General features: G+C 54.5%; 17 protein-coding genes. All 17 read left to right on the top strand.

Annotation, left to right across the window (positions count from 1 at the left end; all coding sequences use genetic code 11):
- Nucleotides 1-27: 27 nt before the first annotated feature.
- The 17 genes from cheY to G5195_RS14990 all read left to right on the top strand — a co-directional run bounded on the left by cheY (nt 28) and on the right by G5195_RS14990 (nt 14,538).
- Complete coding sequence (gene cheY, locus G5195_RS14910; protein ID WP_041234108.1) at nt 28-411, top strand: chemotaxis response regulator CheY; 384 nt, start codon at nt 28-30, stop codon at nt 409-411.
- Between the two features lie 12 nt (nt 412-423).
- Entirely contained in the window at nt 424-1,164 is a 741-nt protein-coding gene (locus G5195_RS14915; protein WP_216951803.1) for a protein phosphatase CheZ, read from the top strand.
- 11 nt (nt 1,165-1,175) lie between these two features.
- A complete protein-coding gene (locus G5195_RS14920; RefSeq protein ID WP_216951802.1) occupies nt 1,176-3,404 on the top strand; it encodes a chemotaxis protein CheA in 2,229 nt (742 codons plus the stop codon).
- A 32-nt stretch (nt 3,405-3,436) separates the two neighbouring features.
- Nucleotides 3,437-4,552 (top strand): protein-glutamate methylesterase/protein-glutamine glutaminase, encoded by a 1,116-nt coding sequence (locus G5195_RS14925; RefSeq protein WP_227341083.1) that lies wholly within the window; start codon nt 3,437-3,439, stop codon nt 4,550-4,552.
- A 2-nt stretch (nt 4,553-4,554) separates the two neighbouring features.
- Nucleotides 4,555-5,292 carry a flagellar motor protein gene (locus G5195_RS14930; protein ID WP_227341082.1) on the top strand — a complete coding sequence of 246 codons (738 nt, stop codon included), beginning with the start codon at nt 4,555-4,557 and terminating at the stop codon, nt 5,290-5,292.
- Between the two features lie 2 nt (nt 5,293-5,294).
- Nucleotides 5,295-6,215 (top strand): flagellar motor protein MotB, encoded by a 921-nt coding sequence (locus tag G5195_RS14935; RefSeq protein ID WP_216951800.1) that lies wholly within the window; start codon nt 5,295-5,297, stop codon nt 6,213-6,215.
- Nucleotides 6,216-6,219: 4 nt separating this feature from the next.
- Nucleotides 6,220-7,014, top strand: a complete 795-nt coding sequence (locus tag G5195_RS14940; protein ID WP_005334696.1) for a ParA family protein — start codon at nt 6,220-6,222, stop codon at nt 7,012-7,014.
- Complete coding sequence (locus G5195_RS14945) at nt 7,011-7,883, top strand: chemotaxis protein CheW (RefSeq protein WP_421209526.1); 873 nt, start codon at nt 7,011-7,013, stop codon at nt 7,881-7,883. The genes G5195_RS14940 and G5195_RS14945 overlap by 4 nt, the downstream gene beginning before the upstream one ends.
- A 69-nt stretch (nt 7,884-7,952) precedes the next feature.
- The gene (locus G5195_RS14950) at nt 7,953-8,441 is read left to right on the top strand and encodes a chemotaxis protein CheW (RefSeq protein ID WP_005343991.1); all 489 of its coding nucleotides are present in this window, start codon (nt 7,953-7,955) and stop codon (nt 8,439-8,441) included.
- Between the two features lie 28 nt (nt 8,442-8,469).
- Nucleotides 8,470-8,847 (top strand): DUF2802 domain-containing protein, encoded by a 378-nt coding sequence (locus tag G5195_RS14955; RefSeq protein ID WP_168769852.1) that lies wholly within the window; start codon nt 8,470-8,472, stop codon nt 8,845-8,847.
- 293 nt (nt 8,848-9,140) lie between these two features.
- The gene (gene ccmA, locus G5195_RS14960) at nt 9,141-9,776 is read left to right on the top strand and encodes a cytochrome c biogenesis heme-transporting ATPase CcmA (RefSeq protein WP_216951798.1); all 636 of its coding nucleotides are present in this window, start codon (nt 9,141-9,143) and stop codon (nt 9,774-9,776) included.
- A gap of 5 nt (nt 9,777-9,781) precedes the next feature.
- Entirely contained in the window at nt 9,782-10,450 is a 669-nt protein-coding gene (ccmB, locus tag G5195_RS14965) for a heme exporter protein CcmB (protein WP_421222789.1), read from the top strand.
- Nucleotides 10,451-10,621: 171 nt separating this feature from the next.
- Nucleotides 10,622-11,362, top strand: a complete 741-nt coding sequence (locus G5195_RS14970) for a heme ABC transporter permease (RefSeq protein WP_216951796.1) — start codon at nt 10,622-10,624, stop codon at nt 11,360-11,362.
- 2 nt (nt 11,363-11,364) lie between these two features.
- The gene (gene ccmD, locus G5195_RS14975; protein WP_216951795.1) at nt 11,365-11,571 is read left to right on the top strand and encodes a heme exporter protein CcmD; all 207 of its coding nucleotides are present in this window, start codon (nt 11,365-11,367) and stop codon (nt 11,569-11,571) included.
- A complete protein-coding gene (ccmE, locus tag G5195_RS14980) occupies nt 11,568-12,059 on the top strand; it encodes a cytochrome c maturation protein CcmE (protein ID WP_005344003.1) in 492 nt (163 codons plus the stop codon). The genes ccmD and ccmE overlap by 4 nt, the downstream gene beginning before the upstream one ends.
- Nucleotides 12,056-14,011 carry a heme lyase CcmF/NrfE family subunit gene (locus G5195_RS14985; RefSeq protein WP_421222791.1) on the top strand — a complete coding sequence of 652 codons (1,956 nt, stop codon included), beginning with the start codon at nt 12,056-12,058 and terminating at the stop codon, nt 14,009-14,011. Before ccmE ends, G5195_RS14985 begins: the two co-directional genes overlap by 4 nt.
- On the top strand, nt 14,008-14,538 hold the full coding sequence (locus tag G5195_RS14990) for a DsbE family thiol:disulfide interchange protein (RefSeq protein ID WP_279505510.1): 531 nt from the start codon (nt 14,008-14,010) through the stop codon (nt 14,536-14,538). Before G5195_RS14985 ends, G5195_RS14990 begins: the two co-directional genes overlap by 4 nt.
- Nucleotides 14,539-14,547: the final 9 nt, after the last annotated feature.

The raw sequence follows: 14,547 nt of genomic DNA on the forward strand, positions 1-14,547 counted from the left end.
ACTGAGGTGGCTATTGAGGAGGGAATTTTGGACAAGAACATGAAAATCCTCATTGTTGACGATTTTTCAACGATGCGCCGGATTATCAAGAACTTGCTTCGCGATCTTGGGTTCAACAATACCCATGAAGCGGATGACGGCAACACAGCATTGCCGATGCTGAAAAATGGTGATTTCCAGTTTGTGGTTACCGACTGGAACATGCCAGGCATGCAAGGTATCGACCTGCTGAAAGCCATTCGTGTCGATGAAAAGCTCAAGCATCTGCCGGTACTGATGGTGACGGCAGAAGCCAAACGCGAGCAGATCATCGAAGCCGCGCAAGCCGGCGTTAACGGTTATATCGTCAAGCCTTTCACTGCAGCAACGCTCAAAGAAAAACTCGACAAAATTTTTGAACGCCTTGGCTAAGGAGCAGCAGGGATGATGGCCAAAACGAAAGCAATGATTTCGCTCGACCAGGCAAGGATGCTTGTTGCTCATCTGGAGCAAGGTGAATTCGAGCTGGCCGATGAACTGCTTGCCAATGTATGTGCCCCCAACGCAGCCGATCTGTTTGAAAAAGTTGGTCAGCTGACCCGACAACTGCATAACTCACTTCAAGAATTTCGTCTCGACCCCCGAATTCCCGATTTGGCCACCCATGACATTCCCGATGCGAGGGAGCGCCTCAATTACGTCATAGATATGACCGACAAGGCTGCTAATCGCACCATGGATGCGGTAGAGGCCAGTCTGCCAATAGCGGATCGCCTGAATGATAATATCCAGCTGGTGATGCCCAACTGGAATGCACTGATGTCCAGAGATATGAGCGTGGGGCAGTTTAAGTCCTTATGCCATCAACTTGATGATTTCATTAAGGCTTCTGAGTCAGATGCCGATAAGTTACGACAACTGCTGACAGAAATTCTGATGGCACAAGACTTTCAGGATTTGACAGGCCAGATGATCCGCAAGGTCATAAAACTGGTTCAGGAAGTTGAAACAAAATTAATAGAAATGCTGACTATGTTTGGTGAGGCTGCAGCTGAGCATTCAACTCGTACTCTCCCTGTGAACGGGATTGAAGCCGAAGGCCCAATCATGAATCCAGAGGCGCGTGCCGATGTAGTCAATGGTCAGGATGATGTGGACGATCTGCTGTCTAGCTTGGGATTCTAATGGAGTGACGCATGGCCTTCGAAGTTGATGAAGACATACTGCAAGACTTTCTGGTCGAAGCATCCGAAATATTGGAACAGTTGTCTGAGCAACTGGTCGACTTGGAAAAGCGGCCTGATGACAAGAATCTGTTAAATGCCATCTTTCGCGGTTTCCATACCGTAAAAGGTGGTGCCGGTTTCCTGTCTTTGGGGGAGTTGGTTGACGTATGCCACGGCGCTGAAAACGTATTTGATATCTTGCGTAATGGCAAGCGAACCGTGACTGCCGAACTGATGGACGTGATCCTGCAAGCGCTGGACGCCATAAACGTCATGTTCGCCCAAGTACAAAACCGTGAAGCGCCAAGTCCTGCGTCTGATGATCTGCTCCATGACCTCCACGAGTTGTGCAAGCCTGAAGGAGAAGAGCAACTCCGAACCGCGACAAGTGGCGCTATTGCCATGGAGCAGGAGGCTGTCACTCCTGTTGTTGAGGTTGTCTCCGACCCCGAGGTTGTTGAACCGATAAACCAGGCCAGCGATCCTGCTCCTGTTAACGGGGGCGGATCCATAGACGAGATTTCAGCTGATGAATTCGAGCGTCTGCTGGATGAGCTGCATGGCGTGGGGGGCACACCAACCAAGAGTGCGGCAGGAGCGACTGTTGCTGGCGAATCTGGCGATATAACCGATGATGAGTTTGAGGCCTTGCTGGATCAACTCCATGGTCAGGGACAGCACATGGGGGCGCCAGAGGTGAATCCTCTGAAGTCGGTGCAAAAAGAGGTGGACGAGCTTATCGATGATGATGAGTTTGAACGCCTGCTTGATGAATTGCATGGTCGTGGCCAAGGTCCTCAGAGTAGTATGGCACCTGCCGCACCTGCCGCACCTGCCGCACCTGCCGCACCTGCCGCACCTGCCGCACCTGCCGCACCTGCCGCACCTGCCGCGGTGACTGCGCCCAAACCGACAACACCTGTAGCCAAACCTGTACAGGCTGACCCCGCAAAACCTGCCGAAGCAGCCAAGGCATCAGCGCCTGCCGCCAAGGCTACGCCAGCTCCTGCCGAAAACAGTGCAGTGCAAAGCGATACGACGGTGCGGGTGGATACCAAGACCCTTGATGTCATTATGAACATGGTAGGTGAGTTGGTACTGGTTCGTAACCGGCTGGTGAGTCTGGGTATTGCCAGTAATGATGAAGAGATGTCAAAGGCGGTTGCCAATCTGGATGTGGTAACGGCTGACCTGCAAGGTGCGGTGATGAAAACCCGCATGCAGCCAATCAAGAAGGTATTTGGTCGTTTCCCGCGCGTGGTGCGTGATCTGGCCAGAACCCTCAAAAAAGAGATTGAGCTGGTGATGGTTGGGGAAGAGACCGACCTCGACAAAAACCTGGTGGAGGCGCTCGCCGATCCTCTTGTTCACCTTGTTCGCAACTCCTGCGATCACGGGGTCGAAATGCCGGATGTGCGGGAGAAAGCGGGCAAGCCGCGGCAAGGGACGATCACCCTTAGCGCCTCCCAGCAAGGCGATCATATCCTGCTTTGCATTGAGGATGATGGCGCCGGGATGGACCCGGAAAAACTCAAGTCTATTGCCATCAGCCGCGGTGTGCTGGATGCAGATACTGCCGCGCGCATGAGTGATAACGATGCCTATAACCTGATCTTTGCCCCCGGATTTTCGACCAAGTCCGAGATCTCCGATATCTCTGGCCGTGGTGTCGGAATGGACGTGGTTAAAACCAGTATTGTCAGCCTCAATGGGTCAGTGCACATCGATTCTACCTGGGGTAAAGGCACCCGTCTCGAAATCAAGGTTCCGTTGACGCTAGCCATTCTGCCGACCCTGATGGTTGAAGTGGGTGAGCAGACCTTCGCGCTTCCCCTTGGTTGTGTGAACGAGATTTTCCATCTGGATCTGAAGAAGGCCAATATGGTCGATGGTCAGCTCACCATCATTGTGCGTGATAAGGCGATTCCCCTCTTTTATCTACACAAGTGGTTGATCCGTGGTACCAACAAGCGCTCACGTCAGGATACCGGGCATGTGGTGATCGTGCAGATTGGCACTCAGCAAATCGGGTTTGTGGTCGACAGCTTGATTGGTCAAGAAGAGGTGGTGATCAAGCCGCTCGATAATCTGCTGCAAGGCACCCCGGGGATGGCTGGTGCAACCATTACCAGCGATGGCGGTATTGCCCTTATTCTGGATGTACCGAGTCTGCTCAAAGCATATGCGCGTAGACATTAATCGCTCAGGCCCAAGGAGTTAGAAAAATAACAATGGCAGTCAAGGTATTAGTTGTCGACGATTCGAGCTTCTTTCGCCGCCGGGTGAGCGAGATAATCAATCAGGATCCCATGCTGACGGTGATAGATACTGCTCAGAATGGGCGTGAAGCCGTAGACAAGGCCATGTCGCTGCGCCCTGATGTGATCACCATGGACATCGAGATGCCCGTGATGGATGGCATCAGTGCAGTGCGGGAGATCATGGCCAAGTGTCCAACTCCCATTCTGATGTTCTCCTCCCTGACTCATGAAGGCGCCAAGGCAACGCTGGATGCACTGGACGCCGGTGCTCTTGACTTCTTGCCCAAAAAATTTGAAGACATTGCCAGAGACAAGGACGAAGCGGTCAGACTGTTGCAACAACGGGTGAAGGAGATCTCCCGCAAGCGCTTCCTGATGACATCCGCTGCTCGCCCCAAAGCACCTGAACCGGTTGCTCGTGCTCCGCTGGGTAGCACTGCGCCCAGATCTTCAGAGCGTCAGCCTGACCTGCAACGCACTGTGCCAAGTGCCTCATTCAAGCGAAGTGGCAAGAGTTATCAATTGGTGGCGATCGGGACTTCTACCGGCGGCCCGGTAGCCTTGCAAAATGTGCTGACCAAGTTGCCAGGGGATTTTCCTCACCCAATATTGCTTATCCAGCATATGCCTGCCACCTTCACCGCAGCTTTTGCTGCCCGTCTAAACGGGTTATGCCAGATAGGTGTCAAGGAGGCCGAGGATGGAGACGTCCTCAAACCGGGCCATGCCTACCTGGCCCCCGGTGGCAAGCAGATGCTGTTGGAGGGTCGTGGTGCAGGCGCCCGTATTCGCATCGTTGATGGCAACGACAAGGTAAATTACAAGCCTTGCGTGGACATTACCTTTGCCTCTGCTGCCAAGACCTATGCCGACAAGGTATTGGCGATTGTGCTAACCGGTATGGGGGCTGATGGCCGTGATGGTGCCAGACTGCTGAAAGAGCAGGGCTCTACAATCTGGGCTCAGGATGAGGCTTCCTGCGTGGTATATGGCATGCCTCAAGCGGTTGCAAAGGCAGGTATTGCCAGTGAATCACTTCCTCTGGACAAGGTGGCCCAGCGTATTCTGGTTGAGTTGGGGCGCTAATCATGGGCTTGCTCGGTCTGCTCCTCGCACTGGGGGCTATTGCTATTGCCCAGCTGTGGCATGGTGGCTCCCTGTTGACGTTGTTGGACGGGCCTGCTTTTCTCATTGTTCTTGGCGGTACAGTTGGTGCCGTTACATTGCAGACCCCTGCCAAGTTTGTTTTGCTGGCATTGCGCCAGTGTCTATGGATTTTCAATCCGCCACGGCAGGATCTCTCTGCCCAGGCTGAACGGCTACAATCCTGGGCTGCCTTTGCACGCCAGCAGGGGCTGCTGGCCCTCGAAAATCAGGCTGAGCAGGAGGAGGACCATTTTACCCGCCAAGGGTTGAACATGATTGTCGATGGTGTCTCCACGGAGGATATTCGCATGTTGCTCGAAGCCGATATCGATATCGAGCAGGAGCGTAATGAACATGCGGCCCGGGTGTTCGAAGCCATGGGGGGATATAGTCCGACTATCGGGATTATCGGCGCTGTCTTGGGCCTTATCCAGGCCATGTTTCATCTTGAAGAGCCATCTGCTCTGGGGGCTGGCATCGCAGTGGCATTTGTGGCAACCATCTATGGTGTCGGGTTTGCCAACCTGATCTATCTACCGATAGCCAACCGGTTGCGAGCGTTTCACTATCACTATGCACTGTTTCAGGAGATGACCCTGGAAGGGCTGTTAGCCATTGCCCATGGTGAGAATGGTTTACAGGTTGAACGTCGGCTCAGGGCCTATTTGAAAGGAGAGTAGCCATGCGCAAGCGCTATCGTTTGCACTTGCAGGGGCGTGAACACCTTGACCGTTGGCTGGTCTCCTATGCCGATTACATGACGCTGATATTTGCTCTGTTTGTGGTGCTCTACTCTGTTGCGCTGGTGAACAAGGACAAATATCGTGCGGTGATAGATGGCATGAGTCAGGCGTTCAGTGTCATGCAGTCTCGCAGTGATGGTCTGCTGGAGGGGCAGGGCAATTCACTGTTGGAGAATGCTGTTTCTGCCTCCCCCTCGTTGCTGGAAAGCGCAACGTCCCCCTCTCCTTCACTTGCCCCCATTTCTGGTGTCCCTGTGCTGCAAGATGGCACGACACTTGCCAAACTTGATATGCAGTTGCAAGAGAGCATGGGGTCACTGGTGGATGCCGGGATAGTCAAAATGACGCAAGACGAGAACTGGCTGACTGTGGAACTCAGTTCAGGTCTGCTGTTTGGCAGTGGCAGCGCCTTTATGGGACCGAATGCTGCACCGGTAATCAATACTCTTTCAAGTATTCTCAAACCGGTCGATAACTATATAAGGGTCCGAGGATATACAGATAACCAACAGATAAATAATGAAATTTATCGTTCTAATTGGGCGCTTTCTGCTGCGAGGGCCGAAGCGGTGCTCAATGGCTTGATTGCTGATGGCATCGCACCCCAGCGTCTGGCCTTTGAGGCATATGGCGAGTTTTCCCCTTTTGCCGATAACAGCACTGAGCAAGGCCGGCTGCAAAATCGCAAGGTTGTGGTCGCAATTTCCAAATTCGCCTGGGTGCCGCCAGCTCCTGTGGCGGTAAAGCCCCCGGTGGTTGCCGAACCGGTTCCTGTGGTGCAGCAGGCGGTGGATGCTGGAGAGATAAAGGTTATCTCTTTGCCCGGTGGCGGCATACGTATAACAACAAGGCAGGATTGATACAGTGATTGTTTGGACGGTTGCCAACCAGAAAGGTGGTGTGGGTAAAACCACCACAGTGGTCTCGCTTGCCGGGATCCTGGCCCAGCGTGGTCAGCGAGTGCTGTTGATTGACACCGATCCTCACGCCTCGCTGACTGCATATCTTGATTTTGATTCAGATCGTCTGGATGGAACCCTCTATGAGTTGTTTCAAGCTGTCAAACCGACAGCCGAGCTTGTCAATAAACTGACGCTCAAGACCAAGTTCGAGAATATCAATTTACTACCCGCATCTATTACCCTGGCGACTCTTGATCGGGTAATGGGAAATCGTGAGGGAATGGGGCTGGTGCTGAAGCGGGCGCTGCTGCGCATTCAGGATCAATATGATTATGTGCTGATCGACTGCCCGCCTGTGCTTGGGGTGATGATGGTCAATGCGCTGGCTGCCTGCGATCGTATTCTTGTGCCGGTTCAGACCGAGTTTCTCGCTCTCAAAGGATTGGAGCGGATGATGAAGACATTCGAGATCATGCAGCGTTCCAAGCGTGACAAATTCCGTTATACCGTGATCCCGACTATGTTCGACAAGCGCACCCGTGCCTCTCTGATGACCTTGAAGTCGATCAAGGATCAATATGGAGATTCAGTGTGGAATGCGGTGATCCCTATTGATACCAAGTTTCGGGATGCCAGCTTGCTGCATATCCCCCCGTCTATCTATTCTCCCGGGAGTCGTGGAACCTATGCCTATGAGACGCTGCTCAACCATCTTGATGCCCTTGAGCGGCAACGGGTTCATGAGGTGACGGCATGAGAGATACCATTCAAGTACGGGCGATGGATGACTATTTCCACTCCCTGCTGCTCGATGAGCCGCTGGTGCTGGATGAGGTGGAAGAGGTTCAATCCGCCCCTGTTTTACAGTTGCAACGTCAGCCCCACAGCGTCCCCGAGGTGGTTGCTGCACCTTATTTGGAAAGTGATCCACGCCTTGCCCAGCTTGGCGAACTGTTGGCTCAGGTGGGACAAGTTCAGTTTGAAAATGATGCCTTCACCCAGGAGGTGACACTGACGGCCCCATTGGAGATTGTGGCCGAGGAGTCATTGTTGCCGGTAGAGCCTGAATGGCCTGAGGAGGTGCTGCTGCCCGAAGTTGCAGAGCCCCACACCACCATCTTGACTGAAACTGCGCTGGAGGTTGCTCCGGTAGAAGCCACTGAACCTGTCACTTGGGAGAATATCGATACCGGTAAAGAGTTTCAGGCCCTCTTTTTTGAAGTCGCGGGCGTGACGTTTGCGGTGCCGTTGACCGAGCTTGGTGGTATTCACCAGTTGGGCGAGATCACCTCCCTGTTTGGCCAGCCGGGCTGGTACAAGGGGATCATGACCTCTCGCGAGCAGAAGATGAATGTGGTCGATACCGCCCAGTGGGTCATGCCGGGTCAGCATCTCGAGATGGATGATTACAAGTATCTGATTATGCTTGGTGAATCGCCGTGGGGATTAGCCTGCCACCATCTCAAAGGGACTGAATTGTTACACCGTGACCAGGTTAAATGGCGCCATCAGGAGGGCAAGCGCCCTTGGTTGGCGGGCATGGTCAAAGAAAAAATGTGTGCCCTGTTACACGTTCGTGAACTGCTCTTGTTGCTGGAGCGTGGGGTTAACATAGAAGGTCGCTGATAACTTCTGCAATCGAGCTGTTTTATTGCTAGTTTTAGCAGTAGACGTTTTCATAAAAGGAATAAAAACATGACAGAAAAGCGCAATATCGCACAGAATCTGGCCGAAGATGAAGTGCTGCAATGGGTAACCTTCCAGCTGGAAAACGAAACCTACGGCATCAATGTGATGCAGGTTCAGGAGGTGTTGCGCTACACCGAAATTGCACCGGTGCCGGGTGCGCCTGAGTACGTACTGGGGATCATCAACCTGCGTGGCAATGTGGTGACTGTCATCGATACCCGTTCCCGTTTCGGTCTGCCTTCCGGCGATGTGAGCGAAAATTCCCGGATTGTGATCATCGAAGCCGAGAAGCAGGTGATTGGCATCATGGTCGACAGCGTGGCAGAAGTGGTATATCTGAAATCTTCCGAAATCGATGCTGCTCCAGCTGTAGGTACCGAAGAGAGCGCCAAGTTCATTCAGGGGGTCAGCAACCGTGATGGGCAACTGCTGATCCTGGTTGACTTGAACAAGCTGCTCTCCGATGAAGAGTGGGAAGATATCGGTTCCCTCTGATAAGTAAGGTGATGTTTTGATAATCGAGATGGTTGCCTTGGGGTTGTCCCTGATTGCCTTGGCGTTTGCCTCTTATATCTGGTTCAAGAGCAAGCGTAGCAAGCAGGAGTCCGAGGCTAGTGTGGCAACGCTGCAAGGTCAGTTGGAAAGCTTGCGCAAGCAGATGATGGAGCTTCATACCGGCGCCATCGGCATGGGACAGCGGTTACAGTCGGTAGAAGGGGCGATGCAGCAGGTCAATGAACGCCAGCAAGAATTGACCATGCAGGATCCCGAGCGACGGCTTTACAGTCGAGCGGCCAAGATGGTCGAACTGGGCGCCGACCTTGATGAGGTCATGAGTGAGTGCGAGTTGCCAAAGGCAGAAGCCGAGCTCTTGATATCGTTGCGAAAAGGCCGCTCTTGATGATTCAGGAAGGCAACTTGCCTTCCTGAATTTTTTCTGTTGCATGTATGGCGCTCTTTCATGGAGCGCCATGTACAGTGATCGAGAAGAATAGTTATTTGCTAATACTGGTTTGTTATGAGGTTTCCAGTTTGATCTATTTGGATGCCTTTGATTGTCATCATTTTCCACGCCTATTTTTCCTTGTGCGCGATCTTCTCCACAAAAACAGTGGATGAAGGGCATCTTGGAAAAGACGTATTCCAATACTGTGTTAAGATGCAAGCCGCTTCATTTTCTCTGAAAAAATCTCCATGCTGCTTCAAGTTAACAATCTGAGCTGCGTGCGTGAAGATCGCACTCTGTTTGAACATCTCTCCTTTGCGGTAGTTCCCGGTGATCTGGTGCAAATTGAAGGTCCCAACGGGGTTGGCAAGACCAGCCTGCTGCGTCTGCTGACTGGCCTGTCTCAGCCGTTTTCCGGTGAAGTGTGCTGGAATGGTGAAAATATTCGCCATTGCCGTGATGAGTACCATGCCAATCTGCTCTATCTCGGTCATCAGCCCGGGGTCAAAGCTGCCTTGACTCCGCTCGAAAATCTCGCCTTTTATCAGAAGCTGCATCATGTATCCCGGCAGACAGTGGATTTGTGGCAGGTGCTTGCCCAGGTTGGGTTGGCCGGTTTTGAAGAGAACCCGACCGGACAGCTCTCGGCAGGTCAACAGCGTCGGGTGGCTCTGGCCAGGCTCTGGCTCAGTGACAAACCGGCTCTCTGGATCCTGGATGAGCCTTTTACCGCCATTGATAAGCAGGGGGTCAAGGTGCTGGAGAGGTTGTTTCTGGCTCATGCCGAGCGGGGGGGGATGGTGATCCTCACCACTCATCAGGATATGACGCTGATGCAGGGTCGACTGAAAACACTCTCGCTTACGCCCTTGCTGCAGGAGTAGTTTCGATGTTGCGTGCCGTCATGTATTTGATCCACCGCGAGTTATTGATGGCCCTGCGCCAGCGTGCAGATATTCTTAACCCGCTCTGGTTTTTCCTTATTGTCATCACCCTGTTCCCACTCGGTATCGGCCCTGAGCCCAAGTTGTTGGCTCGCATTGCTCCCGGCATCATCTGGGTGGCAGCCTTGCTGGCGGCCATGCTGTCGCTGGAGCGACTGTTTCGCGACGACTTTGGCGACGGTTCGTTGGAGCAGATCATGTTGATGCCCCATTCACTCGGGTTGCTGGCGCTTGCCAAAGTGATTGCTCACTGGTTACTGACTGGATTGCCGTTGCTGCTGATTTCGCCCTTGCTGGCAATTTTGCTATCGCTGGATATGAACAGTTATCTGGCGGTAGTCGCCACTCTGGCACTCGGCACACCGGTGCTGAGCCTGCTCGGTGCAGTCGGGGTTGCCCTGACGGTCGGGTTGCGCAAGGGCGGAGTGCTGCTCAGTCTGCTTATCCTGCCGCTCTATATTCCGGTACTGATTTTTGCCACCTCTGCAATTGATGCGGCGGGGATGGGCTTGCCCTATGGCGGACAGCTTGCCATTCTGGCCGCCATGCTGGTTGGTGCCCTGACGCTGACGCCGTTGGCCGTTGCGGCCGCATTGAGGGTCAGTCTTAACTGATGATCTATTGGTAGAACGCAACATGGTTTCACATGGAGCATTCTTTTCCAGAAATAAAGTTGCGATGGATCAAGCGGATTGCCGCTTATTGCTTTCGAGGTATTTGATGTTATCCCGAGGTCAGTATGTTAGGCCTCGCCAAACAATTAATAACAAAAAGGTTTGTGAGTTATGTGGAAATGGTTGCACCCTTACGCTAAACCCGAACGGGCCTATCGGCTGGCTGGGACCCTGTTGCCCTGGTTTGCTGTGATAAGTCTGCTATCGTTCATCATCGGCACTGTCTGGGGACTGGCTTTTGCACCCGCCGATTATCAGCAGGGTGACTCTTTCCGGATCATCTATATCCATGTTCCTTCCGCCATTCTTTCGATGGGGGCCTACTCCACCATGGCAGTTGCCGCCTTTATCGGGCTGGTATGGCAACTGCGGATGGCGGACATGACGGTGGCGGCTATCGCACCTGTCGGCGCTGTGTTCACTTTTATTGCACTGTTTACCGGTGCCGCCTGGGGCAAGCCCATGTGGGGAACCTGGTGGGTGTGGGATGCACGGCTCACCTCTGAGCTGATCCTGCTGTTTCTCTATCTCGGCGTGATTGCCCTCTACAACGCCTTCAGTGACAAGGTGGTTGCTGGCCGTGCTGCCGGCATTCTGGCACTGGTGGGGGTGATCAACCTCCCCATCATTCACTACTCGGTGGAGTGGTGGAACACCTTGCACCAGGGGGCCACTATCACCAAGTTTGACAAACCCTCCATCTCTCCCGAGATGCTTTGGCCACTGCTCATCATGATCCTGGCGTTTGTTGCCTTTCTCGGGGCCCTTACCCTGATGCGTTTTCGAAACGAGCTCTTGATGCGGGAGTGGCATCGTCCCTGGGTTCAAGAGATTGCCGAACAGGAGAAGTAAGCATGCACTTTGCCTCATTCAGTGACTTTTTGGCGATGGGCGGTTACGCCTTCTACGTCTGGCTCTCCTTCGGTCTGACCCTGCTCTGTCTGGTCGGTATCATCATTTCTACCCGCATGAAAACCCGTCGTCTGTTTAATGAGTTACGCAGCAAGCAGGCACGCGAGAGCCGTCGCAAGGCGGCCCGGCAGATGGAGAACACCCTATGAACCCGAGACGCAAAAAACGCCTCACCATCATTCTGGCCATCACCCTGGGCCTCGCCACCGTGAGCGGCCTAGTGCTTTACGCCCTCAGTCAGAATATCGACCTCTTCTATACCCCGAGCGAGCTGGTGGAAGGGAAGGGGCCGGACAAGATCAAACCGGAAGAGGGGCAGCGCCTGCGCATTGGTGGTCTGGTGGTCCCCGGCACTGTCAAGCGCGATCCGAACAGCCTCAAGGTTAGCTTCAACCTGATCGACAATGGTGGTCATCAGGTGATGGTGCAATTTGATGGCATCCTGCCGGATCTGTTCCGCGAGGGGCAGGGGATTGTGGCGCAAGGAACTCTCAAGGATGCCACCACGGTCGAAGCGTTCGAGGTACTGGCCAAACACGATGAAAACTACATGCCGCCAGAAGTGGCCGATGCCACCAGTGGCATGCACTTCAAACCGGAATACACCGATGCGCAGTTGAAGGGGAATAAGCCATGATCCCGGAATTAGGACAGTTTGCGCTGATCCTGGCCTTTGCCACCTCCCTGTTGCTGGGTAGCTATCCGCTGCTTGGCGCAAGTCGGGGGCGTCTTGGCATGATGTCGGCGGCTCGTCCGCTCGCCTATGCCCAGTTTTTGTTGCTGCTGCTGTCGTTTCTCTGCCTGACCTGGGCTTTTATCGATAACGACTTTACCGTGCAGTATGTGGCCACTAACTCCAACAGCCTGCTGCCGCTCGCCTATCGTATCTCGGCGGTGTGGGGGGCCCACGAAGGTTCCCTGCTGCTGTGGGTACTGACCCTGGGTGGCTGGACTGCGGCGGTAGCCATGTTCAGCCGCCGTCTGCCGCTCGATGCGGTGGCGCGGGTGCTCGGCGTGTTGGGGCTGATCTCGGTCGGTTTCACCGCGTTCGTGCTGTTCACCTCTGATCCCTTCACCCGCACCTTGCCCTATTTTCCGGTCGATGGCCGTGACCTCAATCCGCTGCTGCAGGATCCGGGTCTGATCTTCCATCCGCCGATGCTCTACATGGGTTATGTAGGATTCTCGGTGGCATTTGCCTTCGCCATAGCCTCATTGATGACCGGTCGTCTTGATGCAACTTGGGCCCGCTGGTCGCGCCCCTGGACCATGGCGGCCTGGGTATTCCTGACCCTCGGCATAGTGCTCGGCTCCTGGTGGGCCTACTACGAGCTCGGTTGGGGCGGCTGGTGGTTCTGGGATCCGGTAGAAAATGCCTCCTTCATGCCCTGGTTGGCGGGTACCGCTCTGCTGCATTCGCTGGCGGTGAGCGAGAAGCGCGCCACCTTCAAGGCGTGGACCGTGCTGCTGGCCCTTTCGGCCTTCTCGCTGAGCCTGCTCGGTACCTTCCTGGTGCGCTCCGGCGTGCTGGTGTCGGTGCATGCGTTTGCCTCCGACCCGACCCGCGGCCTGTTTATTCTCGGCTTCCTGCTGGCGGTGATCGGTTCATCCTTGCTGCTGTTTGCCTTTAAAGGTTCGCAGGTGAAAAGCCACGGCAAGCATGAGCTGTGGAGTCGCGAAACCCTGCTGCTTTGCAACAACATCATGCTGGTGGCTGGCCTGCTGACTGTGCTGCTCGGCACCTTGCTGCCGCTGGTGCACAAGGAGCTGGGGCTGGGGAGCATCTCTATCGGTACTCCCTTCTTCAACCATATCTACAGTTGGCTGATCATTCCGTTTGCCCTGCTGCTGGGGGTTGGTCCGCTGTTTCGCTGGCGCCGCCAGGAGCTTGGCGAGCTCAAGGGCAAGGTGATTCTTGCGCTGGTGCTGAGCCTGGCAGCAGCCCTGCTGTTGCCGCTGATCTTTGCCGAAACCTTCAAGCCGTGGGCGGCGGTAGGGATTGGTCTGGGCGCCTGGATCATCGTCACCAGCGCGCAGGAGACCTGGGTGCGCGCGACCCACAAGCACAGCTTTGCGGTCGGTGTGCGCAAGCTTGGCAACAGTCACTGGGCTATGATCCTTGGCCATGTGGGGCTGGCAGTCAGCATCATAGGTATCGCCTGCACCCAGAACTACAGCATCGAGAAGGATCTGCGGATGCAGGCGGGTGATCGGGTGCACTTTGCCGATTACGAGTTCGTTTTTGCCGGGATCAAAGAGAAGAACGGCCCCAACTACGATGGCTTCAAGGGCGTGCTGGAAGTGCACAAAAATGGCAAGCAGGTCGCCCTGCTCAAGCCCGAGAAGCGGATGTACACAGTGACCCGGATGCCGATGACCGAAGCGGCCATCGATGCCGGTTTCACGCGAGATCTTTATGCGGCCCTTGGCGAGCAGCTAGACAACAATGCCTGGGCAGTGAGGATCTACTACAAGCCGTTCGTGCGCTGGATCTGGTTCGGCGGCGTCTTTATGGCTATCGGTGGCGTGCTGGCGATGCTCGACAAGCGTTACCGTTTCGGCCGTCGTGAGGAGGAAGCCAAGGCATGAACAAAAAGCTCTGGTTGTTTTTAATTCCCTTTATCGTTTTTTTGCTGGGGGCTGTGTTCCTGTTCAAGGGGCTCTACTCCGATCCCACCAAGCTCGAATCTGTGATGGTGGGCAAGGAGGTACCGGTGTTTACCCTGCAGGACATTTACGATCTGAACAAACAGCACGATCGCAGTATCCTGACCGGTCGCCCCATGCTGCTCAACGTTTGGGCCACCTGGTGCCCGACCTGCTACGGCGAGCACACCTACCTCAAACAGTTGGCAGGGCAGGGCATTCCCATCATCGGCATGAACTACAAGGATGAGCGCGACAAGGCGATCAAATGGCTGGCGGAGCTGGGCAACCCCTATCTGGTCAATCTCTATGATCCGGACGGCATGCTGGGACTGGATCTTGGGGTGTACGGCGCGCCGGAGACCTTCTTTATCGACAGCAAGGGGATCATCCGTTATCGCCACGTGGGGGATATCAATCCCGAGAACTGGGTGTCGACCCTCAAACCCATCTTTGATGCCATGAAGTGAGGGGCGTGC

Origin of the sequence: Aeromonas sp. 601039 (genome assembly GCF_049174415.1) — a bacterium.
GTDB classification, from domain to species: Bacteria; Pseudomonadota; Gammaproteobacteria; order Enterobacterales; family Aeromonadaceae; genus Aeromonas; species Aeromonas veronii_A.